Origin of the sequence: Nitrosospira sp. Nsp11, from assembly GCF_900142705.1 — a bacterium.
Classification (GTDB): domain Bacteria; phylum Pseudomonadota; class Gammaproteobacteria; order Burkholderiales; family Nitrosomonadaceae; genus Nitrosospira.
This window is the reverse complement of the sequence record NZ_FRBV01000011.1, coordinates 24,624-45,066: the sequence shown is the minus strand read 5'-3', so window position 1 is coordinate 45,066 and position 20,443 is coordinate 24,624. Positions and strand designations below refer to the sequence as shown.

Annotated in this window: 20 protein-coding genes, 1 tRNA gene and 1 pseudogene; 16 read left to right on the top strand and 6 right to left on the bottom strand. The window is 50.9% G+C overall.

The genetic code is table 11. The annotated features are described in order from the left end of the window. Positions 1-104: 104 nt before the first annotated feature. The 7 genes from BUA28_RS11650 (at position 105) to BUA28_RS15945 (ending at position 7,951) form a co-directional block, all read left to right on the top strand. Entirely contained in the window at positions 105-1,376 is a 1,272-nt protein-coding gene (locus tag BUA28_RS11650) for a phenylacetate--CoA ligase family protein (RefSeq protein WP_072768293.1), read from the top strand. Positions 1,377-1,707: 331 nt separating this feature from the next. Further along, positions 1,708-2,640, top strand: coding sequence for a heparin lyase I family protein (locus BUA28_RS11645; RefSeq protein WP_072768331.1), 933 nt, complete (start codon positions 1,708-1,710; stop codon positions 2,638-2,640). After that, the gene (wecB, locus tag BUA28_RS11640; protein WP_072768292.1) at positions 2,637-3,746 is read left to right on the top strand and encodes a non-hydrolyzing UDP-N-acetylglucosamine 2-epimerase; all 1,110 of its coding nucleotides are present in this window, start codon (positions 2,637-2,639) and stop codon (positions 3,744-3,746) included. The genes BUA28_RS11645 and wecB overlap by 4 nt, the downstream gene beginning before the upstream one ends. Then, positions 3,743-4,480, top strand: coding sequence for a WecB/TagA/CpsF family glycosyltransferase (locus BUA28_RS11635; RefSeq protein ID WP_072768291.1), 738 nt, complete (start codon positions 3,743-3,745; stop codon positions 4,478-4,480). The genes wecB and BUA28_RS11635 overlap by 4 nt, the downstream gene beginning before the upstream one ends. Before the next feature lie 73 nt (positions 4,481-4,553). After that, positions 4,554-5,597, top strand: a complete 1,044-nt coding sequence (galE, locus tag BUA28_RS11630) for a UDP-glucose 4-epimerase GalE (protein ID WP_072768290.1) — start codon at positions 4,554-4,556, stop codon at positions 5,595-5,597. Between the two features lie 133 nt (positions 5,598-5,730). Then, complete coding sequence (locus BUA28_RS11625) at positions 5,731-7,179, top strand: mannose-1-phosphate guanylyltransferase/mannose-6-phosphate isomerase (RefSeq protein ID WP_072768289.1); 1,449 nt, start codon at positions 5,731-5,733, stop codon at positions 7,177-7,179. Between the two features lie 208 nt (positions 7,180-7,387). Next, positions 7,388-7,951: an FxDxF family PEP-CTERM protein gene (locus BUA28_RS15945; RefSeq protein WP_178298025.1), complete on the top strand. Its 564-nt coding sequence runs from the start codon at positions 7,388-7,390 to the stop codon at positions 7,949-7,951. Positions 7,952-8,380: 429 nt separating this feature from the next. Here the strand turns inward: BUA28_RS15945 and BUA28_RS11615 are convergent. After that, positions 8,381-8,457, bottom strand: a tRNA-Val gene (locus BUA28_RS11615). A 144-nt stretch (positions 8,458-8,601) separates the two neighbouring features. Between BUA28_RS11615 and BUA28_RS11610 the strand changes: the two genes are divergently transcribed. The 9 genes from BUA28_RS11610 to BUA28_RS11570 all read left to right on the top strand — a co-directional run bounded on the left by BUA28_RS11610 (position 8,602) and on the right by BUA28_RS11570 (position 16,949). Continuing rightward, complete coding sequence (locus BUA28_RS11610) at positions 8,602-9,333, top strand: pseudouridine synthase (RefSeq protein ID WP_072768288.1); 732 nt, start codon at positions 8,602-8,604, stop codon at positions 9,331-9,333. 58 nt (positions 9,334-9,391) lie between these two features. Further along, complete coding sequence (gene rfbB, locus BUA28_RS11605) at positions 9,392-10,453, top strand: dTDP-glucose 4,6-dehydratase (RefSeq protein ID WP_218124796.1); 1,062 nt, start codon at positions 9,392-9,394, stop codon at positions 10,451-10,453. Then, on the top strand, positions 10,453-11,355 hold the full coding sequence (gene rfbD, locus BUA28_RS11600) for a dTDP-4-dehydrorhamnose reductase (RefSeq protein WP_072768286.1): 903 nt from the start codon (positions 10,453-10,455) through the stop codon (positions 11,353-11,355). The genes rfbB and rfbD overlap by 1 nt, the downstream gene beginning before the upstream one ends. Next, positions 11,352-12,239, top strand: a complete 888-nt coding sequence (gene rfbA / locus BUA28_RS11595) for a glucose-1-phosphate thymidylyltransferase RfbA (protein ID WP_072768285.1) — start codon at positions 11,352-11,354, stop codon at positions 12,237-12,239. Before rfbD ends, rfbA begins: the two co-directional genes overlap by 4 nt. Further along, a complete protein-coding gene (gene rfbC / locus BUA28_RS11590; protein WP_072768284.1) occupies positions 12,236-12,784 on the top strand; it encodes a dTDP-4-dehydrorhamnose 3,5-epimerase in 549 nt (182 codons plus the stop codon). Before rfbA ends, rfbC begins: the two co-directional genes overlap by 4 nt. A gap of 152 nt (positions 12,785-12,936) precedes the next feature. Continuing rightward, complete coding sequence (locus BUA28_RS11585) at positions 12,937-14,049, top strand: fatty acid desaturase family protein (RefSeq protein ID WP_072768283.1); 1,113 nt, start codon at positions 12,937-12,939, stop codon at positions 14,047-14,049. Between the two features lie 81 nt (positions 14,050-14,130). Next, entirely contained in the window at positions 14,131-14,439 is a 309-nt protein-coding gene (locus tag BUA28_RS11580; protein WP_143021688.1) for a hypothetical protein, read from the top strand. A gap of 156 nt (positions 14,440-14,595) precedes the next feature. After that, a complete protein-coding gene (locus BUA28_RS11575) occupies positions 14,596-15,876 on the top strand; it encodes a nucleotide sugar dehydrogenase (RefSeq protein WP_072768281.1) in 1,281 nt (426 codons plus the stop codon). A 14-nt stretch (positions 15,877-15,890) separates the two neighbouring features. Next, complete coding sequence (locus BUA28_RS11570; RefSeq protein ID WP_072768280.1) at positions 15,891-16,949, top strand: SDR family oxidoreductase; 1,059 nt, start codon at positions 15,891-15,893, stop codon at positions 16,947-16,949. Here the strand turns inward: BUA28_RS11570 and BUA28_RS11565 are convergent. From BUA28_RS11565 to BUA28_RS11545, 5 genes and pseudogenes are all read right to left on the bottom strand, one after another. Next, positions 16,946-17,576 (bottom strand): annotated as a pseudogene (locus BUA28_RS11565) (IS630 family transposase); the annotation flags it as partial. The gene BUA28_RS11570 and the pseudogene BUA28_RS11565 sit on opposite strands and share 4 nt — an antisense overlap. Positions 17,577-17,630: 54 nt before the next feature. Next, the gene (locus BUA28_RS11560) at positions 17,631-18,242 is read right to left on the bottom strand and encodes a tetratricopeptide repeat protein (RefSeq protein WP_072768279.1); all 612 of its coding nucleotides are present in this window, start codon (positions 18,240-18,242) and stop codon (positions 17,631-17,633) included. Between the two features lie 211 nt (positions 18,243-18,453). Further along, positions 18,454-19,323, bottom strand: coding sequence for a hydrolase 1, exosortase A system-associated (locus tag BUA28_RS11555; protein ID WP_072768278.1), 870 nt, complete (start codon positions 19,321-19,323; stop codon positions 18,454-18,456). After that, entirely contained in the window at positions 19,320-20,177 is an 858-nt protein-coding gene (locus BUA28_RS11550; protein WP_072768277.1) for a hydrolase 2, exosortase A system-associated, read from the bottom strand. The genes BUA28_RS11555 and BUA28_RS11550 overlap by 4 nt, the downstream gene beginning before the upstream one ends. Next, positions 20,174-20,425 (bottom strand): acyl carrier protein, encoded by a 252-nt coding sequence (locus BUA28_RS11545; protein WP_072768276.1) that lies wholly within the window; start codon positions 20,423-20,425, stop codon positions 20,174-20,176. The genes BUA28_RS11550 and BUA28_RS11545 overlap by 4 nt, the downstream gene beginning before the upstream one ends. Positions 20,426-20,443: the final 18 nt, after the last annotated feature.

The window sequence follows — 20,443 nt, the reverse complement described above, 5'->3', positions numbered from 1 at the left end:
TAGCATTTGTCGCTGATGGCGCCGCTGAACGGCCGGTAATCTGTTTTTAATCCCTTTAGATCGCCTGTACCACTGACATGTTGATCGGGCGAGGAGAGTTACCGATGTTAGGTCACGGAGGTTTTTTTCTTATTGATTTAATGCGTAGAACCAGCACGTTAGGTTTACTTCGCCAACTAGAAATCATCCAGTTTGAGTCACCCGCCGCCATCCAGCAACGGCAGAAGCAATCGCAAATGAACTATTTCGATGCGCTTCGGAGTTCCATTCCGCTCTATGCCGGCTACCATTCTTTTGAACAATTACCGGTGATCGATAAGAGCTTCGCGAATCAACACCGCGAGGGTCTCATGAATTCAAATTACAACGGTAAACGTGTGCGCAAGAAGACTGGGGGTTCCACGGGAGAGCCTTTTGTTTATTTTACTGGGGCGCTATCTCAATCTTATCTTTGGGCCGGGATACTTTTAAGCTGGCGCGTGACTGGTTATCGGTTGGGCGAGCCGGTAGCTTTCCTCGCTGGGTCATCTCTATTTAGCAGTGGCTTCAAAGAGATGGTTTATTACAAGCTAATGAACATAAGTCTATTCTCTGCCTTTGATCTGTCGCAGGCGCGGATGCGAGGCTATGCGGACGCGATGGCCTCGGGTGGTTTCCGGCTACTCTATGGTTATGCATCGGCAATTTACCAACTCGCCCAGTACATTCTCGCATCTCCCAAACGCCCGCGCTTTAACTTGCGCGGCGTAGTATGTACGGCGGAAATGCTGACACCCACGATGCGCGAGATAATCGAAACAGCTTTTGGCGCACCTTGCTTGAACCAATATGGATGTAACGATGGGGGAGTTTCAGCTTATGAATGTGAGCGCAAGCAGGGCCTTCATCTTATTACCACCCGCAGCTATCCGGAAGTACTTGAATCCGGGAAGCTTATTTCCACTGATCTTTCCAATCAGACTTTTTTCCTGCCACGCTATGATACCGGTGATCTAGTGGTGATGGATGATAATCCTTGTCCCTGTGGTCGGGGTTTTCCGCTGATCCGCGAGGTGATCGGACGGAATGATGATCTGGTTTCCGATCAGGAAGGAAATACGGTGCATTTTATGTTTTTTGCTTATATGTTTCGAGAGGACAGTCGAATCTCAGCCTTCCAGGTATTATATGATGAGCGAAGGCTTGTGATTAATCTGCACTGTTACAAGACCGAAAATGAATGGTCGAGCTATTTGAAGCGAACGCGGGAAGCCCTCAAGTTCGAGCATATCGATTTTCTGGAAAATCATTCCTTCGTATTGCCGGCAAGTGGTAAGCACAGGTTTGTGATGCGTGTGGATGATGTAGACGTGGCGCTAGCCCATTGCGGAGCGTAAGCATTTTAAAAAGCCCCTAGTGAACAATCCTCCAGATGGCGCGCCAACGTGATGTCGCGTTGATATACGCTGTGTTCATCTCCCGTCGACTTGATAACGCGCTTTGCTGGTATGGATTATTACGTCGCTCACAGTAAGCCGCGAGTTCAGGTGGGGCCTCATCATATCGATGAGTTCTAAAGCAAGGTTTCTAAGCGAAGAGAGCCGGGAAATCGAACAAGATTAACTTCAATGAGCAGGCCCGAGACAGCAATGTGCCTTGTACGCTTGTATCACCAGGGCGTTTTGTAGGAAATTTTGATTCTCTTATTTCTCTTATATGGAAGTGGTCATGATTCGATCAATAATTATTTTTATCAGCTTCATCTTTGCGCTTTCCAGTAATTATACTTATGCCGAGATCGTTTTCGACGGAAGATTCAGTGAGGGCGATTTCTCGAGGTATGGGGTACTGGAGGCGAACGGTAATGTCGTTAGCGGTGCATCGACGGCGAACGGTATTCAAGCCCGTCTCGAAAGAGTTTACGATCCTGCAGGATCTGCAAATTCCGTGATGCGCGCGACTTATATCTCTGGCGATATTGCGACTAATTCAGGTTACCGCTCCGAAGCAAGTGCTTTCAAAGACCCTATCGGCTCGGAACGTTGGTATTCCTGGGGTTATTATCTTCCTGATACCTGGAAATACGTCAAGGTCGATAGTGCCATTGCGCAAATCCACGATACGCCCGATAAGGATGAGAGCGGTTTTCGAAATCCGACTCTCGGGCTTATCATTCAAGATAATAAAGTGAAGCTGATCAATGCATTCGACCACGACGCTATCACATCGCCATCCGGCATCAAGTCCACAGTGGGGGTCGATTTTGAACGACGGGAGCTGACTTCATGGGAACTCGAAACGGAAAAGTGGACTTATCTGGATCTCCATGTGAAGTGGGCAGCGGACGATACCGGTTCTCTTGAATTCTGGAAGGATGGGGTACTGCTTTTTCAAGAGCATAATCACATCAATACTTTTAATGACAAAGCGGGGGTCTGGTTCAAGAACGGTATATACAGCTGGACACCAGGTACAGAATCAATTTCGGCCTATTCGACGGGAGTTCTCATCGGAGATGGGAAAGAAACGTTTCAGTCCATGTCCATGTCGGTTGTTCCCGAGCCGAGCAGCTATATGATGATGATGGCAGGACTCCTAAGTATCGGGTTCTTTGCCTCCAGGCGGCGCTTTTCACCCAAGTTTGCCGGGACTAATACGTGAAAAATCTTCATCTGGTTGCAGGTGCGCGCCCGAATTTTATGAAAATTGCGCCCATCGTGCGTGCGCTGCGAGCCCATGGCGGGCTGGCATACAAGATTATCCATACCGGTCAGCATTATGATCGCGAAATGAATGAAGTTTTTTTTGAGGAATTGGGCATTCCTCAACCAGATATCTTCATGGCGGGGGGCGGAGGTAGTCATGCGCAGCAGACGGGCAAGATTATGCTGGCTTTTGAGGAGCTCTGCAACACAGAGCGGCCTGATGCGGTGCTGGTGGTCGGCGATGTAAATTCGACGTTGGCCTGCTCTATTGTAGCCAAGAAGCTGAGCATTCCCGTTGCGCACGTAGAAGCCGGATTGCGTAGTGGCGATATGACCATGCCGGAAGAGATCAATCGCGTGGTTACCGACAGTATCGCGGACTGGTTTTTTGTGACTGAGCCAAGCGGCATTGCGCACTTGAAGCGCGAGGGGAGGGCGGACGCGTCAGTTCATTACGTCGGGCACGTGATGGTTGATAATTTATTGTACCAGGCGGAAAAGCTGGCTTGCTCCGATACTTCGAGTTTTGAAACAAGTGATTTCAAGACGGCGTGTGCGGGCAATGATACACCGTATGGAGTAGTCACTCTACATCGGCCGAGCAATGTTGATAACGCCGAGACATTGGCTCGCATCGTTGGAGCGTTGCGCGAGATAGCAACCGAGCTACCGCTGGCTTTTCCTGTACACCCCCGTACCAGGGGAACTCTTGAAAAATTTGACATCGACCTTGGGCCGAATATCACTTTGGTGGGACCGCAACCCTACATGAGCTTTCTTCATTTATGGAAAGATGCCGCTGTGGTGTTGACTGACAGCGGCGGCCTCCAGGAAGAAACCACTGCGCTTGGCGTACCATGCATTACTATCCGCGAAAACACCGAGCGTCCGGTAACGGTGGATGAAGGTTCCAATGTGGTGGTGGGTACGGATCCCGTACGGATTGTCGGCGAGGTACGGAAGGTGCTTCGCGGCGAAGGCAAGCAGGGCCGTCGGCCACATCTGTGGGATGGTAGAGCTGCTCAGCGGATTGTCGAAGTACTCGCGAGGGAGTTGTCATGAGATCTCGCATTGAGATGATGGGCTGTCAAATCGATAATCTATCAATGGAAGAGACGTTGCAGACCATCGAAACATTCATTCAGACCGGGCGACCTCACCAGCATGTTGTTATCAATGTCGATAAGCTCGTCAAGGCCAGCCGCGACGATAAATTGCGACGTATTATCAATGATTGCCAATTGATTAATGTGGATGGGATGCCGGTCGTGTGGGCATCCCGCCTGCTGGGCAAGCCACTGAAAGAACGCGTAGCCGGGGTAGATCTGTTCGAGTCGCTGATGCGGCGTTCAGCCGAGAAAGGTTGGCGCGTATACTTGCTTGGTGCTCGGCAAGAGGTGGTTTCCGCTGTGAAGCAAGTTTACACGGGCAAGTATCCCGGCTTGACCATTGCTGGCTACCGCAATGGCTATTGGAAGCCAGAGGAAGAGGCAGAGGTTGTGGAGCGCATTAAAGCCACGCAGGCGGACATATTATTCGTTGCGATCAGTTCGCCAAAAAAAGAACATTTTCTTGGGCGTTACCAGGCAGAGATGAAAATTCCTTTTGCCATGGGCGTGGGCGGCAGTTTTGATGTTGTGGTGGGCAAGGTCAAGCGCGCCCCAGTTTGGATGCAGAAGTCTGGACTTGAGTGGTTTTACCGGTTCTTGCAGGAGCCTCGCCGCATGTTCAAACGCTATTTCATAGATGATATGTTCTTTCTCTGGCTGCTGCTAAAAGAACTGGTTCGTCGTTAGCATACTTCAGCCTCAGGGTTGAGGCCTTAAAAAAATTGTTTCGAACTATTGTGATTTTTAATTGAGAGCGATGATGATTCTTGTCACCGGCGGAGCAGGTTATATCGGGTCGCATACATGCGTAGAATTGCTGAGCGCAGGCTTCGATGTCACGGTATTCGACAATTTCTGCAACAGCCATCCCGAGGCATTAGCCCGGGTGGAACGCATTGCCGGCAAAAAACTTCGCATTGTGCGAGGCGACAGCCGGGATCGTGCCGCACTGGTTTCTGCATTGCGTGAGAGCAGCGCCAACGCGGTTATCCATTTCGCCGGCCTCAAGGCAGTGGGGGAATCTGTTAAACAGCCGTTGGATTATTACGATAATAACGTCGTCGGTACTCTTCGATTGCTGGAGGCAATGAGTGAGTGCAATGTAAAAACGCTGGTATTCAGTTCTTCTGCCACGGTTTATGGCGACCCCAAGTGGCTTCCATTAACCGAAGACCATCCTCTTTCTGCCACAAATCCTTACGGGCGCAGTAAGCTGATGGTCGAGGACATTTTACGCGATCTATACCGCAGTGATTCTTCCTGGCGCTGCGGTATCCTGCGTTATTTCAACCCGGTGGGCGCCCATCCTAGCGGCCTGATTGGGGAGGATCCGCAGGGCATCCCCGATAATCTGATGCCTTTCGTAGCCCAGGTAGCGATAGGGCGGCGAGAATTTCTCAATGTTTGGGGCAATGATTATCCAACGCCGGATGGCACTGGCGTACGCGATTACATTCATGTGGTGGATTTGGCGCTAGGGCACCTTAAGGCATTGAAAGTGCTGGAAACTGCTGCGGCCCCGAATTCTCCAGACGTGCAAACGCAGTCGGGATGCCTGACCGTAAATCTCGGGACGGGTGTAGGCTATAGCGTACTGGATATGGTTCGGGCTTTTGAGCAGGCAAGCGGTCGGCCAGTGCCATACAAGATTGGTCCCCGCCGCCCTGGCGACATCGCCTCCTGCTACGCCGATCCCAGATTGGCATTTGATCTGCTGGATTGGAGGGCTGAGCGTGGGTTGGAAGAAATGTGCGCCGACAGTTGGCGCTGGCAGAGCACCAACCCTGAGGGTTTTGGAGCCTGAAGTTGGCGAGATGAAGAAAGGCTCCCGTTTTATTAACCCGGTGGTCAGCAATCAAAGCCGCATACCAGTGGCTTTATCAAGGTCAAGAAATAGATTTTAAACGGATGGGAGTTACCGCCCTTATGGAAGGTTGATGCAGCCATTGATTCCTGTTGTGCTCTCTGGGGGCTCCGGCACGCGCCTCTGGCCGCTCTCACGCGAGAAGTACCCTAAGCAGCTTTTGCCTCTTATTGGGGAAGATTCGCTGTTCCAGTCTACTGTAAGACGCATGGAGGGCCTCGCCGGCGTTGAACTCGGATCGCCGCTGATCGTTTGCAACGAGGAATACCGTTTCGTAATTGCGGAACAACTGCGCCTGATGGAAACCCAAGGCACGATCCTGCTTGAACCTGTCGGACGTAATACCGCGCCCGCCCTGACTCTGGCTGCCTTGGCTGCAATGCGTGGCGGAGACGACCCAGTTCTGCTGGTCATGCCTGCCGATCATTTGATTTTGGATATTGCGAGTTTTCAGGCGGCGGTACGCAAAGGCATGACGCTTGCCAACGAAGGCATGGTAGTGACTTTCGGAATCAAGCCGGACTCACCCGAGACGGGTTACGGCTACATTCAATCTGGTGAGCCTCTCGGAAAGGAGGGAGCCAGCCGTATAGCCCGTTTTGTGGAGAAGCCGTCTCTCGAGACGGCGCAAGCTTATCTTGATGCGAGCTCTTACTTCTGGAATAGTGGTTTATTCATGCTGCGCGCTTCCGTATGGGTTGGGGCTATTGGTTGCTGTCGAGCAGATATCCTGGAGGCATGCCGTGCAGCTTGGGATCAAGGTGCAATTGATGGCGATTTTCTACGCGTCAGTAAAGAAGCATTCATGCGATGTCCGAGCGACTCGATCGATTACGCAGTTATGGAGCGCGTTGCTGCCGGCAATAACTCATTGCCGATAGGTGCGGTGATTCCGCTATCCGCCGGTTGGTCGGATGTTGGTGCATGGGACTCCTTGTGGCAGGTATTGCCCAAGGATCATCTAGGCAATGTGTCGCAAGGAGATGTGTTGCTGGATGATTGCCATAACCTGCTGGTCATGGCGGAGCACCGTTTGGTAGCATGCGTAGGGGTAGAGGATATGGTGGTGGTAGAGACGGCGGACGCCGTCCTAGTGGCGCATATGAACAAGACACAACATGTCAAGAAAATTGTTGATAGCTTAAAGCGTAAGGGTCGGCCCGAGGGCGAGTTGCATCGCAAAGTATTTCGCCCCTGGGGTTGGTACGATGCTGTCGATGCCGGGGAACGTTTTCAGGTAAAACGCATTGTTGTCAAACCCGGGGCCGCCCTATCGCTGCAGATGCATCATCACCGTGCGGAACACTGGATCGTGGTATGCGGAACGGCACAGGTGACGCGGGGCGATACAAGCTATCTTGTGTCGGAAAATGAATCGACTTTTATTCCGTTAGGCACGCGCCACCGATTGGAAAACCCAGGCTGCGTGCCCCTTGAGATGATCGAGGTCCAATCCGGCTCATATTTGGGCGAAGATGACATCGTGCGGTTTGAGGACGTTTATGGTAGAGGAGAAGGCTGACTCACGCTTTTTATCTAGTCCAAACGGCCTATTGACCCTTCTCCTCCGTAGGGTAAGCTGTCAGCGTCGAGTTTCAAACGTTAAGTTAATTTTGAACTCGGTGGAGTGTTTTAAGAAACCCATTCTGTTGCGTTTCGTGACCAACGTATATCAACAGAGCGGGTTTATCTGGAACAGATGCCTGAAATACACTTATAGGAGATAAAAAATGAATAAGTTTTCCTTGAAACAGATTGCGGCTGTCGCCGTACTGGCCGGTGCCAGCGTCGGAGCCAACGCCACAACTACCGATCTTGGGACCATATCCAGTAGCACGCCCACTACCTTCACCGGGGTTATACAAGGAGCCGGGATCGGAATTAATGATATCTTTACGTTCAATTTCGAGCAACCTAACGTGGGTTCTGGATACGATGTCGTCAACGTTCCACTAACCTTTTCGAATGGAAATTTTAACACAGCCCTCGCCACAATGACGTTGGTTTCAAATGATAACGGAATTGTAGGGGATTTTGACGATCATATCCTGCAGTCGACCGTGCTTCCTTCGCCGGGAAATAGCAGTGACAACCTAGGTTTGAGATGGGACCAGCCGATCACGGGCCCCGCATATATCAATATCACGGGGGTAACAAATGGCAGCCAGGGCGGTATCTATGCTGGCGCGATAGCAGCGGCAGTAGTTCCGGAACCTGAGACTTATGCCATGCTTCTCGCCGGTCTCGGACTGATGGGTGCGGTTGTCCGCCGCCGGAGCCGCAAAACTTCCTAAGTGAATTCGCGCCGGTTTCGGCTCTTTAAAGATAGTGAGCCCTCTAGGGGTCACTATCTTTACCTTATCCTTCCCCTTCCCCTTTCCCTTTCCCTTTCCACTCCTGACAGGCGTCCCTTACATGATTGCCAAGTGATCAATGAGGTGCCTGCTCTTTGCCGAATCTAAGCTTAAACTAACGGACGGATTGTCGATGGATTGGCAGGACGTCCAGTCGAGATTGCGCATTTGATTTGATCGTTTTTGAGCCTATCCGCCGTGGCTCATTCAACACACTATATAATAACCGTGAGAATTACGAGTAGTTCGCAGTGAGCGTTTGTCGTTCATTGCCATCACTGAACTTTGTCTAGGCATTCATTTTCTTTCGCAGGAACTGAGACGGATTGGGAGACGTTTGATAATCCCCGAAAGTTTCAGCCAATGTTCTGGTAGGCGCGATTGGACTCGAACCAACGACCCCCACCATGTCAAGGTGGTGCTCTAACCAGCTGAGCTACGCGCCTGGAAAACTGAATTTTATATGAAACAGAACAGGGGTTCAAATTATAATAATCGAACTCTGGCAAAATTTTGGCAAAAAGGTTGGCAAGGAGGAGAATTCCTTTCAATGTCGACCATAAAGTCGCTACAGGAACTCATGGGAATCCATGGAAAAAATCCGGTTATCCAAGCTCATGTCTCAACAAGGACTATGTTCTCGCAGGGAAGCGGATAATTACATCGAACGCGGATGGGTATATGTCGATGATGAACCTGTCGTTGAATTGGGTACAAAGATTTATCCCCTGCAGAAAATAAGACTGCATAGCATGGCTGCTGCCCAGCAGTCAGGTCAAGTTACAATACTACTGAACAAGCCTGTCGGCTATGTATCGGGGCAACCGGAACCGGGGTATGCGCCAGCGATCAGCCTGGTCAACGAGGGGTCTCGTTCTCAGGGCGACCAAACACCAAAACGCTTCAGTCCGATGCATTTGAAAGGCCTGGCTCCTGCGGGGCGGCTGGATATAGATTCATGCGGCTTGCTGGTGCTCACGCAGAACGGCCGCATCGCCAAGCAGTTGATCGGCGCCGAGTCGGGGATTGAGAAGGAATACCTGGTGCGCATCGAGGGAACCTTGTCGAAATCCGCGCTGGCTCTGCTGAACCATGGCTTGAGCCTGGATGGCCAGGCATTAAAGCGCGCCGAAGTGATCCGGCAAAATCAGGACCAGTTACGCTTTATTTTACGCGAAGGCAAGAAACGTCAAATCCGTAGAATGTGCGAGTTGGTCGGGTTGAAAGTGACCGGGTTAAAGCGTGTGCGCATCGGTCGAGTGAAATTGGGTGAATTGCCGGTAGGAAAATGGCGTTTTTTGCGGCATGGCGAGGAGTTTTGACCCAGCATTTCCGCTAGATGCCACCACGCGGTCACCCTCTTAAATCTGAAGGATAATAATGATTTTAGTAACAGGCGGCGCCGGGTTCATTGGCGCGAATTTTGTCTTGGATTGGCTGGCACAGTCCGATGAGGCGGTAATCAACCTCGACATACTCAGCTACGCGGGTAATCTGGAGAACCTCTCAGCACTGGCAGAAGATGAGCGGCACCTTTTTGTAAAAGGCGACATTGGTGACTCTACCCTCGTTACTGATCTGCTCCAGCGCTACCGACCCCGCGCCATCGTCAATTTTGCCGCGGAAAGCCATGTCGACCGTTCCATCCATGGTCCGGAAGACTTTATACAGACGAATATCGTCGGTACCTTTCGTCTTTTGGAAGCCGGACGCGGTTACTGGAATGGCCTGGATGGAAATGCCAAGCGGGATTTCCGCTTCCTCCAGGTTTCCACCGACGAAGTTTATGGTTCCCTCGCCAAGGACGCACCGGCCTTCAATGAAGCGCACCGTTACGAGCCGAATAGTCCATACTCGGCGAGCAAAGCCGCCAGCGATCATTTGGTGCGCGCCTATCATCATACCTACGGTCTGCCTGTCCTCACCACCAATTGCTCCAACAACTATGGTCCTTATCAGTTCCCGGAAAAACTTATTCCGTTGATCATCGTCAACGCGCTTGCGAATAAACCCTTGCCCGTGTACGGAGACGGCCAGCAAATTCGCGATTGGCTATATGTAAAAGACCATTGCAGTGCCATCCGCCGTGTACTGGAAGCAGGGGTTCCCGGGCAGATTTACAATATAGGCGGCTGGAACGAGAAACCTAATATTGATATCGTCCATACAATCTGTGCATTGCTGGATACGCTACAACCCCGAGCAAACGAGCCCTACCGCAATCTGATCAATTTCGTCACCGATCGTCCCGGCCATGACCGCCGCTATGCAATCGATGCGAGTAAAATCGAACTCGAACTGGGCTGGAAGCCTGTTGAGACTTTTGAAACAGGCATACACAAAGCCGTGCAATGGTACCTGGACAATCCGTCCTGGGTTGCCAATGTTCAGTCCGGTACCTACCGGACCTGGGTTGAGAAGAATTACAACAGGCGCGACTGATGAAAATTTTGCTGTTCGGTAAAAATGGGCAGGTGGGGTGGGAGCTACAGCGCAGTCTCGCACCGTTGGGAGAATTGATAGCGGTCGATTTTGACAGCCGGGATTTCTGCGGCGATTTCACACGTCTCGATGGCATTGCGCAAACTGTTCGAATGGTTTCACCCGATGTGATAGTGAATGCGGCTGCTCATACCGCCGTGGACAAAGCTGAAGACGAGCCGGAGCGAGTTCATGTTATTAACGCCCTTGCTCCCGCTACGCTTGCCAAGGAAGCAGGCAAGCTCGATGCCTGGCTGGTCCATTACTCTACTGATTATGTTTTTGACGGCAGTGGAAGCAAACCGCGGGTGGAAACCGACCCTACCGGACCTTTGAATGTATACGGTCAGACAAAACTGGAAGCCGAAAACGCAATTTTAGAGTCAGGCTGCCACCATTTAATCTTCCGTACCAGTTGGGTTTTTGCCGCGCTGGGCGGTAACTTTGCAAAAACAATGTTGCGTCTGGCGCAGGAGCGTGACCGTCTCACTATTATCGACGACCAGATCGGTGCACCAACCGGCGCCGATCTGTTGGCCGACGTTACTGCCCATGCCCTGCGGGCAGCCGTAAAGCGGCCGAACATATCCGGTCTTTATCATCTGGTCGCGGCGGGCGAAACCTCCTGGTATGGTTATGCCCGGTTTGTTTTAAACTGCGCTCGCGAAAGTGGGCTCAGGCTCAAGGTCGCGCCCGAAAATATTCTCCCCGTTCCCACCAGTGCATTTCCTTCACCCGCCACACGGCCGAAAAATTCGCGCCTGGATACCGAAAAACTGCAAAGCACCTTCGATCTGAGCTTGCCGTCATGGCAAACGGGTGTAGCGCGCATGCTCACTGAAACCCTTGAGAAGAATCAATGACCCAGCGTAAAGGCATTATCCTCGCCGGCGGATCCGGCACCCGGCTCTACCCCGTCACGAAGGCGGTTTCAAAGCAACTCTTGCCTATTTACGACAAACCGATGATCTATTACCCGTTAAGCACCCTCATGCTGGCGGGTATTCGCGATATCCTCATTATCTCCACGCCGCAAGACACCCCGCGTTTCGAACAGCTTCTGGGTGATGGGAGCGATTGGGGGCTGAACTTGCAATACGCGGTGCAATCCAGCCCGGATGGGTTGGCTCATGCCTTTACCATTGGTAAAGATTTTATCGGGCATAATCCCAGCGCCCTGGTGCTCGGCGATAACATTTTTTATGGACACGATTTGCACCTGCGACTCCAGCGCGCCATGGCAAAGCAGGAAGGAGCGACCATATTCGCCTATCACGTACAAGACCCCGAGCGATACGGCGTGGTTACTTTTGATAGTCATAATCAGGTTTCGTCACTGGAGGAAAAACCAATCCGACCCAAGAGCAACTATGCTGTGACAGGCTTGTATTTCTACGATAATCAGGTTGTCGATATTGCGAGCAGGCTCAAGCCTTCCGCTCGGGGCGAGCTTGAAATCACCGATGTAAACCGAAGCTACCTGGAGCATGGTCAGCTCAGCGTCGAAATCATGGGTCGTGGTTATGCGTGGCTGGACACAGGTACTCACGAAAGCTTGATTGAAGCCAGCAATTTTATCGAAACCATTGAACACCGTCAGGGTCTCAAGGTAGCGTGTCCGGAAGAGATCGCTTATCGTCAAGGTTTTATAGATGCCACACAGCTTGAGAAGTTGGCGAAACCCTTGGCAAAAAATGGCTACGGCCAGTATTTATTGCGGCTATTGAGTGAACGGGTGGTCATGTGAAGGTAATTTCCACCACCATTCCGGACGTGCTGATAATCGAACCGAGAGTCTTTGGTGACAGCCGGGGATTCTTCTTTGAAAGCTTCAATCAGAAAAATTTCAACCAGGCTACCGGGCTTGGCGTAAACTTCGTGCAGGACAATCATAGTCGCTCAACCAAAGGTGTATTGCGCGGCTTGCATTACCAGATCCGCCAGCCCCAAGGCAAGCTGGTGCGTGTGGTACGTGGTGCGGTTTTTGATGTGGCAGTCGATATCCGCAGGTCATCTCCAACCTTTGGTCAATGGGTCGGGGTGGAGTTAACCGAAGACAATTACCGTCAAGTGTGGGTGCCACCCGGCTTTGCCCATGGTTTTTATGTACTAAGCGAAAGTGCCGATTTTTTGTATAAAACGACTGATTACTACATTCCCGACTTTGAGCGCAGCGTTGTCTGGAATGACCCACAAATCGCGATTTCATGGCCAATCGAAGCAGGTGCGCAACCCATTATTTCAGCGAAAGACGCAATTGCGCCAGCACTGGCTGATGCCGAAGTATTTTGATATGTCCCTCAGCCTGCACTCTTATAGCGTCCCAAGGCCGAGGAACCCTTTGGGTTGTGTATCGACATATGGATGATTTCATCAGGTAGTAAATTCTGAAATGCCGGCACCTGATTCAATCACAAAACGAACGATTCGATGAGTATCCAGGAATGATAGAAACGACAACTGGCCAGGAATTTCCGTTACGGGAGGCGCACAGTCTCGTCCGCGATCTCATGACCCCTAATCCCTGGATTTACTGGGCCGACTTTCTCTTCCATATCTCGCTGGGTTGGGGCGCCTTTTTGGCTGTCCTGTCCCTGCCGCTGTTTTCCGCCTGGCAGCTCCCACTTTTTATTGTCGCTACGCTTGCGTTTTATCGTGCAGCTATTTTCATTCACGAACTGGCCCACCTGAAAACGGGAACATTCGGGCTATTCCGCCTGGTGTGGAACGTTACTTGCGGCATACCATTGCTGATTCCCTCTTTTACCTATGATGGCGTTCACAACGATCATCACAAGCGTGACGTCTATGGCACCGACAAGGATGGGGAATACGTCCCTTTCGCCACCTTGAGACCGATGATCATGGTTGGCTATGTAATGCTCTCATTTATTTTGCCGCTCTTTTTTATCATCCGTTTTTTGATTCTTACGCCGTTATCGTATTTCATCCCCCCTTTGCGTAAACTGGTCTGGGAACGCGCCTCTTCTCTCACCATCGATATGAATTATAAGCGCGAGGAGAATGCGATTCGCAGCGACAAGAACTGGAAACTCCAGGAGTTTGCAGCTTTCGTATTCATAACAGCGGTGGTTACCTGCATTGCGCTGGGCGTGCTGACCTATCACTTTCTGGTCTTTTGGTACGTCATTGCCATGTTCATCTTTTTTATAAATTCCTTGCGTACGCTAAGCGCACATGCTTATCGCAATCCTGGTGATCAACCCATGGAATTCCACGAGCAATATCTCGACTCGATAAATGTTCCAGGCAACCTGTTCATTACCGCCCTATGGGCTCCGGTTGGCTTGCGCTATCATGCGACCCACCATCTTTTCATGAGCTTGCCCTACCACAATTTGGGCGAGGCGCAACGACGTTTGGTAAATGGGTTGAGCGATAACACAGTTTATCTGAAGACGATACGAACCAGCATGTGGGACGCGTTGCAGCGTATATGGGGTGAAGCGTCTACCTATACCTATAGACGGCAAGCTGACGCGGCCAATTCTGATACGACCTTTGAGGATACCGTACGCAGACAAAGAAATGCCTGATAAAGAACAACTGGGCTGCTGTTGCGCCACCGACAAAAAAATCTGAAACTCCAATAAACACGTCAGGCAATGGGCGTTATCATGCCTAAACGTACAAGGCCGACAGGAAGCGAGCCACTAAAAAACGAATGCATCAGCTCGAAGCAAGCTGACCATTCCCGTGCCCGGCAGATTTGCGAAAGCGGCGGCGTATCAAGTAATAGTTCCCCTGACCCGGTAACAATCTTCGCCCTCTTGTTTATTCTTGCCGAGGCCGTGTCATGTTTGTTGCGTTTTCGATCCCTGCCTCCAGGCAATCCGCGAAGCACTTACGGCCCGGGCTGGCGCGTTGCTCAGGCTGTTCCTCCTGAAATTGATTTGCTGCTGGGTTTTCCCACGTTTTTTCTCTGAGTCACCTGCCCGCATGATATGCTGAAGTAAGTCATGTGGAAATTGCACTTTAGTACAATGTTATTCAAGGAGATACTGCCGGATGATAGGGAGTTGGAGTACAGTACGGCAGGTCGCTTTGCCGATATGAATGATAAACGGAGTGGGAGATAACTGATGAGCCTGGTGGCTGTAGTTGGATTGGGGTATGTAGGGTTACCCCTGGCAGTTGAATTTGGAAAAAAGCGGCGAACCATAGGATATGATCTTTCCAGCAGCAAAGTCGACAGTTACAAGCGCGGCATCGATCCGACCGGCGAAGTTTCCTTTGAAAATCTGCAAGCGGCATGTCACCTGTCTGTTACCACCGATTCGGCTGAGCTGTCCGAGGCTGATTATATTGTTGTCGCAGTTCCCACCCCGGTAGACCTTGCTCATCAGCCGGATTTTTCGTCGCTCATCGGCGCCAGCGGGGTCGTCGGAAAACATATGAAGCGGGGGGCCGTCGTTATTTACGAATCTACGGTTTACCCAGGCGCAACAGAAGAAATCTGCGTTCCGGTTCTCGAAAAGCATTCTGGTAAGAAATGGAAGGATGAATTTCACGTCGGTTTCTCTCCCGAACGTATTAACCCTGGTGATAAGCAGCATACGCTTACCAGCATCTTGAAGGTTGTGTCGGGAGACGACCGGGATACGTTGGAGAAAATAGCCGTGCTTTACGAAAGCATCATTACCGCTGGCGTATACCGTGCATCCAGTATCAAGGTGGCTGAAGCCGCTAAAGTCATCGAGAACACGCAGCGTGACTTGAATATCGCATTGATGAACGAGCTAGCCATCATTTTCGATAAGCTGGGAATCGACACCATGGAGGTTCTTCAGGCTGCCGGCACGAAATGGAACTTTCTTCCTTTTCGCCCCGGCCTGGTTGGAGGGCATTGTATTGGTGTTGATCCATATTACCTTACCCACAAGGCTGAAATGATCGGCTACATACCGCAGGTTATTCTGGCTGGCCGCCGTATCAACGACAGTATGGCCAAATTCGTTGCCGAGCAGACAATAAAACACATCATCAAGGCTGACATTAATGTCAAGGGCGCCAGAGTGAATGTGCTGGGCTTGTCCTTCAAAGAGAACTGTCCCGATCTCAGAAACTCTAAAACTGCCGACTTGATCAGCGAACTCAAGTCCTATGGCATAGAAATTCACATCCATGATCCTGTGGCCGATCCCGAAGAAGCTCGCCATGAATATGGCCTGGAGCTTGAGTCGTGGGAAAATCTTCCATGCGCTGATGCACTCATTGTTGCCGTCTCGCATCGGCAATTTATAAACAGACCCTTGACCGATTTCCAATCCAAAATTACCGATAAAGGTTGCTTTATCGATGTTAAATCCCAGTTTGACCCAGCAGCCCTGCGTGATGCTGGTTTCAACGTCTGGCGGCTTTGAAAAAAGGCCTGGTAATGACGAGATATCAACACGTGCTTCAGCATTTGGAAAATCACCAGTCACATTGGCTCGTAACCGGCGTTGCCGGCTTCATCGGGTCTAATTTACTGGAAGCCTTGCTCAAGCGGAACCAGAAGGTGACCGGTTTGGATAATTTCTCGACTGGCTACCGCCACAATCTGGAGCAGGTAAGAGAATTGGTCGGGGAAAACGCTTGGCTCAATTTCACTTTTATCGAAGGTGATATCCGCCAGCTGGAAACATGCAGGAATGCGTGCAAGAAGGTGGATTATATATTACATGAAGCGGCTCTTGGATCAGTGCCGCGTTCCATTCAAGACCCCATCCATACAAACGAGAGCAACATTTCGGGTTTCCTGAATATGTTGGTAGCCTCCCGTGATGCCCGTGTGAAGCGCTTCATTTACGCAGCTTCCAGCTCCACTTATGGCGACCATCCGGCACTGCCCAAGGTCGAATCCGTGATTGGCCGGCCCCTCTCGCCCTATGCCGTTACCAAATATGTTAACGAGCTCTACGCCGATGTATTCGCCCGCTGCTATGGAATGGACTCCATCGGTTTGCGCTATTTTAATGTTTTCGGTCCCAGGCAGGACCCAAACGGCGCTTATGCAGCAGTAATTCCTCAATGGATTGCCGCACTCATCCGCAACCAGGCGTTGTACATCAATGGAGATGGCGACACCAGCCGAGATTTCTGTTTTATCGAGAATGTCATTCAGGCCAATCTTCTTGCAGCACTGACTGAAAATGCGCAAGCCGTCAACCAGATTTACAATGTAGCGATCAGTGACCGCACAAGCTTGAATCAGCTCTACGAGATGATGCGCGCGCTACTGTCAGAGGAATTTCCCCGCCTGCGGGACCATAAACCCGCATATGCTGATTTTCGCGAAGGGGACGTGCGGCATTCTCAGGCGGACATTTCGAAAGCTGGCAAAATGTTGGGCTTTGAGCCGACCCACCGGATTGATGAAGGGCTCAGGCAAGCCTTGGGATGGTATATCGCGCATCTTGCATCCGAGAAAGAGAAAATCGATGCATCGGCCTAGTGTTTTGTTCCGCTGATTCGTTCACAAAGTTCTATTTAGCCTGACGAGGATCGAATCGGCAGTAGCGGTCCAGGTGATTGGTTTGCGGTTCTGATTGTAGTGCGCGACGAAGTGATTGATCTTTTGAAACCCGGTTCCTTGACCGGAGTGAAGGAGCCGCGATGGATGGCCTTGCCGGTGATGATCGAGAAAAAGCGTTCGACTTGATTCAATCAGGAATTGCAGGTGGGCATGAAACGCATGTGCCAGCGTGGACCGGCCCAGCCACGCCTTGACTTTGGGATGGCTGCTGTAGTTATCCACGATGCAATGCACATCAAGTTCGGCGGGAACCGCCTTGTCGATTGAGCGCAAGAACGCGAGGAACTCCTGGTGTCGATGGCCCGGCTTACATCGGCCCGCACCGCGCCGTCGAGTACATCCAGTGCGGCAAACAGGGTAGTTGTGCCGTGACGGACATAGTCGCCGGGTGACACCTTCGTCATAACCTAGGCCCATGGGCGGCATTGGCTGAGTGCGTTCCCAGCGCCTAGCACTGGCTCTTCTCATCCACGCACAGCACCAAAGCGTTCTAGGGGGTGTTCAGGTAAAGACCCACTACGCGCACAGCTTCTCAATGAAGACCGCGCTGGCCTTGGCCAAGGTTTTTCCCTGGACTTATTCACTTTTTTTAGACTAAGACTAATCGTTCCATTTGCCCGCTTCCATCAACTGATTCTTTAGGCCTGGCAGCGGGAAACCCAGTTCATACGCTTTCTTTGCATAGATATTTGCCTGTTCGTAATCTTTTTTCTTCATATAGAGCAAGCCAAGATTGTAGTTGATGGTGGGATTTTCGGGATCAAGGTCAACAGCAATCTGGAATTGTTCGGTAGCCTTATCAATTTGCCCGGCTTTTAACAAATAATTACCGTATACCATACGGACAATGCCATCATTTGGCTTGTACCGGATGGCACGTTCGAAAAAGCATTCCACTGAATATTTTGAGCCAGCGGGTTTTAAAGTCTTATCTCTTAGCGAAAGCTTGCCGAATGCGGCGAGTGCACGGTGATGGTTAGGGAATATCATCAGCGTATAGCTCAGTTCTCCTCCGAGGGTACCGGAATTTCCATGGCGCAGGCTTTCAACGTTAGGAGTAAAGTGATGCTTCTCAACAGTCGCTAAAAACGACCTCTGTGTATTATCTCTATAGTCATAGGCATTATCTAATTCTCCACAATAAGAAGCTGCCTGGAGATTGGTGGAGATAATTGAAATCAGCAATATGACAACGCTGGATATGATTTTCACGACACTCCCTGCTATTAAGTACATCTTGACTTACCCCAATTACACCTTGAACAGAGCGACAACAATCCGGATATCTTCATTTCATGCGAAAGTGTTCAGCTTGCTACTGCGATCAGGCCACTAGCACCTGCCTTAACCCAACCGCCTGAAGTTCATGGGGTCGATAATTCTCAAGCACATTAGGTCAAGATCGTGATGTTGCCGTGCCATATCACCATGTGTAAAGCCATTCCTTTGTCCAATCCGCCACCTGATCGCGCCACTCACGTCGCGAAAAAGTATGGTTGGCCTCCGGCAAATTTCGATGCGTGACGTGTGGAGGGGCCAGCAGCTGCTGCCACTCACGCGAACCTTTAACCAGCTCCAGAAACTCCTGGGCAGTGAGGTCATTACCACTTGTTATCAATAATATCTTTCCTTTATAACGGCTGAGCGCATTCAGCATCCGTTCTGGCAAATCAGCGAAATCACAGGATCCATCACCAGTCGTATCCCTTCCAGCTGCAATTTTTCGTCCCGGCAGGACTTTCTCAACAGTCTTCGCAAGAGATTGAGCTGCGTTGGCGTAATTAAAACGCCCGTTCCATACTTTGCTCCAGAATTCGGGGTCGAGAAGACGGGTGAGATAGTAATGTTTTAGATAAGCTTTTGCGGCGCCCTGATCCGTTCTTACCCAGGGATTCAGTAATACCAGGCCAGTTATGCGCGGATCAAGGTGTGCATGGAAAAGCGCAGCTGAGGCAGCATCGCATAACCCCCAAATTACTAAATTACTGAGCGCCGGCGCTTCTTCAAAGAAACGTTCTATTGCACAGTGGAGATCATCTTCCAGATCTTCAAAAGTTCTTGGGGCGCCTTCGCTATCTCCCATTCCCCGATAATCGAAACGGAGAACGGGTATACCAAGAGAGGCAAGGTGACGAGCAAGCAACGTGAACTGGCGATGGCTTCCCACCCGATATTGCGGTCCGCCCACAACGATCAGCACACCTCTCGAAGCGGTTCGCTCAGGCAGACTCAAAATTCCGTACATCCATGAGCCATTGCATCGAAGGGTGAGCGCGCGTTCCTCGAAATTCATCTGACTTGTTCAGAAAAAATATCAGCTGTCGCCAACACGAGTTCAGGGCATTCCGAGATTTCCTGTGTCGCCCAAAACGATAAGCAAGGCACAAGATGCAAACGCAGATCAACGCCATTCTGCTTCCACGCGGTTATAGCCTTCGCTCCGGCCGCTGCCATGGAACGGCCCGGTTCAGCCACAATCTCGAACCAGTGAACGGGACACCGGGTTACGAATAGCTCAGCCGCTCGCAAAATATCAATAGCGGCAGCCATTTCCGGTGAGAGTTCGTAACCGGCTACTTCAAGCGAATTCCCAGCCCTCAAAGAATTGCGCATCGCATTCGTTCCTGTATTTTTTTCTACACCGGCATCGGCCAAAAGAATTTCATTGGCGAGCCGAAGGCGCAAAAACCGGGTCAGGAAAGATTCTCCGCTTATTACAGGCTGCCAAAGAATAATCTTATGAATTGGGTTTTCGGAACTCCTGGCAAAGTCAAGTGCAAGCAGTGCACCCAAGCGCAAGCCCCAGAGGCTGATCGGAGCGGCAACCCTATCCTCCAGCCAACTCCACGCAGTAACCAGGTCCCGCTTCCAGATATTCCAGCGTGCATCCCCGAATTCACCGTCGCTATCACCGCAGCCGAAGAGATCTATTTGCAATACGCCGAACCCCACGGCGGCAAAAGCCCTTGCCTGCATCGCAGCCATGCGGCGCGATTTATTCATTTCCTCACCGAAGGGGTGAACATAAATCAGTGCACCACGGCATTCCCAACCGGGAGGAGGGGGGTAGTAAAGACAAAAACGCTCGCCCGGTTCCGCTTTTAAAAAAAAAGGCATGGCAGGCGCGTCATCCAAGGATGAGTTCATTCAGTCAATTTTTGCTCAACAAAGCGTGTCAGTGTTCCAACGGTTTCAAAGGTGCTTGCGGTGATCTCATCATCATCAACAGTGATATCAAAATGCTCTTCCATGGCGGTAATCAGGTTAACGACCGCCATGGAGTCCAATTCCGGAATGCTGCCGAGCAAGGAGGAATCTTCTTTGAGGGAATTCTTTCTTGCTCCAAGGCTCAGGACGTCGGACAGAATATTCTTTACTTCTTCCAGATGCTGCATGTTTACTCCATAATTGAT

Excerpts from the sequence above, each read along its gene's own strand:
- BUA28_RS11650 (WP_072768293.1), top strand. The coding sequence starts at position 105 with ATGTTAGGTCACGGAGGTTTTTTTCTTATTGATTTAATGCGTAGAACC.
- BUA28_RS11645 (WP_072768331.1), top strand. The coding sequence starts at position 1,708 with ATGATTCGATCAATAATTATTTTTATCAGCTTCATCTTTGCGCTTTCC.
- BUA28_RS11635 (WP_072768291.1), top strand. The coding sequence starts at position 3,743 with ATGAGATCTCGCATTGAGATGATGGGCTGTCAAATCGATAATCTATCA.
- galE (WP_072768290.1), top strand. The coding sequence starts at position 4,554 with ATGATTCTTGTCACCGGCGGAGCAGGTTATATCGGGTCGCATACATGC.
- BUA28_RS11625 (WP_072768289.1), top strand. The coding sequence starts at position 5,731 with ATGCAGCCATTGATTCCTGTTGTGCTCTCTGGGGGCTCCGGCACGCGC.
- BUA28_RS15945 (WP_178298025.1), top strand. The coding sequence starts at position 7,388 with ATGAATAAGTTTTCCTTGAAACAGATTGCGGCTGTCGCCGTACTGGCC.
- BUA28_RS11610 (WP_072768288.1), top strand. The coding sequence starts at position 8,602 with ATGGAAAAAATCCGGTTATCCAAGCTCATGTCTCAACAAGGACTATGT.
- rfbB (WP_218124796.1), top strand. The coding sequence starts at position 9,392 with ATGATTTTAGTAACAGGCGGCGCCGGGTTCATTGGCGCGAATTTTGTC.
- rfbD (WP_072768286.1), top strand. The coding sequence starts at position 10,453 with ATGAAAATTTTGCTGTTCGGTAAAAATGGGCAGGTGGGGTGGGAGCTA.
- rfbA (WP_072768285.1), top strand. The coding sequence starts at position 11,352 with ATGACCCAGCGTAAAGGCATTATCCTCGCCGGCGGATCCGGCACCCGG.
- BUA28_RS11585 (WP_072768283.1), top strand. The coding sequence starts at position 12,937 with ATGATAGAAACGACAACTGGCCAGGAATTTCCGTTACGGGAGGCGCAC.
- BUA28_RS11580 (WP_143021688.1), top strand. The coding sequence starts at position 14,131 with ATGCCTAAACGTACAAGGCCGACAGGAAGCGAGCCACTAAAAAACGAA.
- BUA28_RS11575 (WP_072768281.1), top strand. The coding sequence starts at position 14,596 with ATGAGCCTGGTGGCTGTAGTTGGATTGGGGTATGTAGGGTTACCCCTG.
- BUA28_RS11570 (WP_072768280.1), top strand. The coding sequence starts at position 15,891 with ATGACGAGATATCAACACGTGCTTCAGCATTTGGAAAATCACCAGTCA.
- BUA28_RS11555 (WP_072768278.1), bottom strand. The coding sequence starts at position 19,323 with ATGAATTTCGAGGAACGCGCGCTCACCCTTCGATGCAATGGCTCATGG.
- BUA28_RS11550 (WP_072768277.1), bottom strand. The coding sequence starts at position 20,177 with ATGAACTCATCCTTGGATGACGCGCCTGCCATGCCTTTTTTTTTAAAA.
- BUA28_RS11545 (WP_072768276.1), bottom strand. The coding sequence starts at position 20,425 with ATGCAGCATCTGGAAGAAGTAAAGAATATTCTGTCCGACGTCCTGAGC.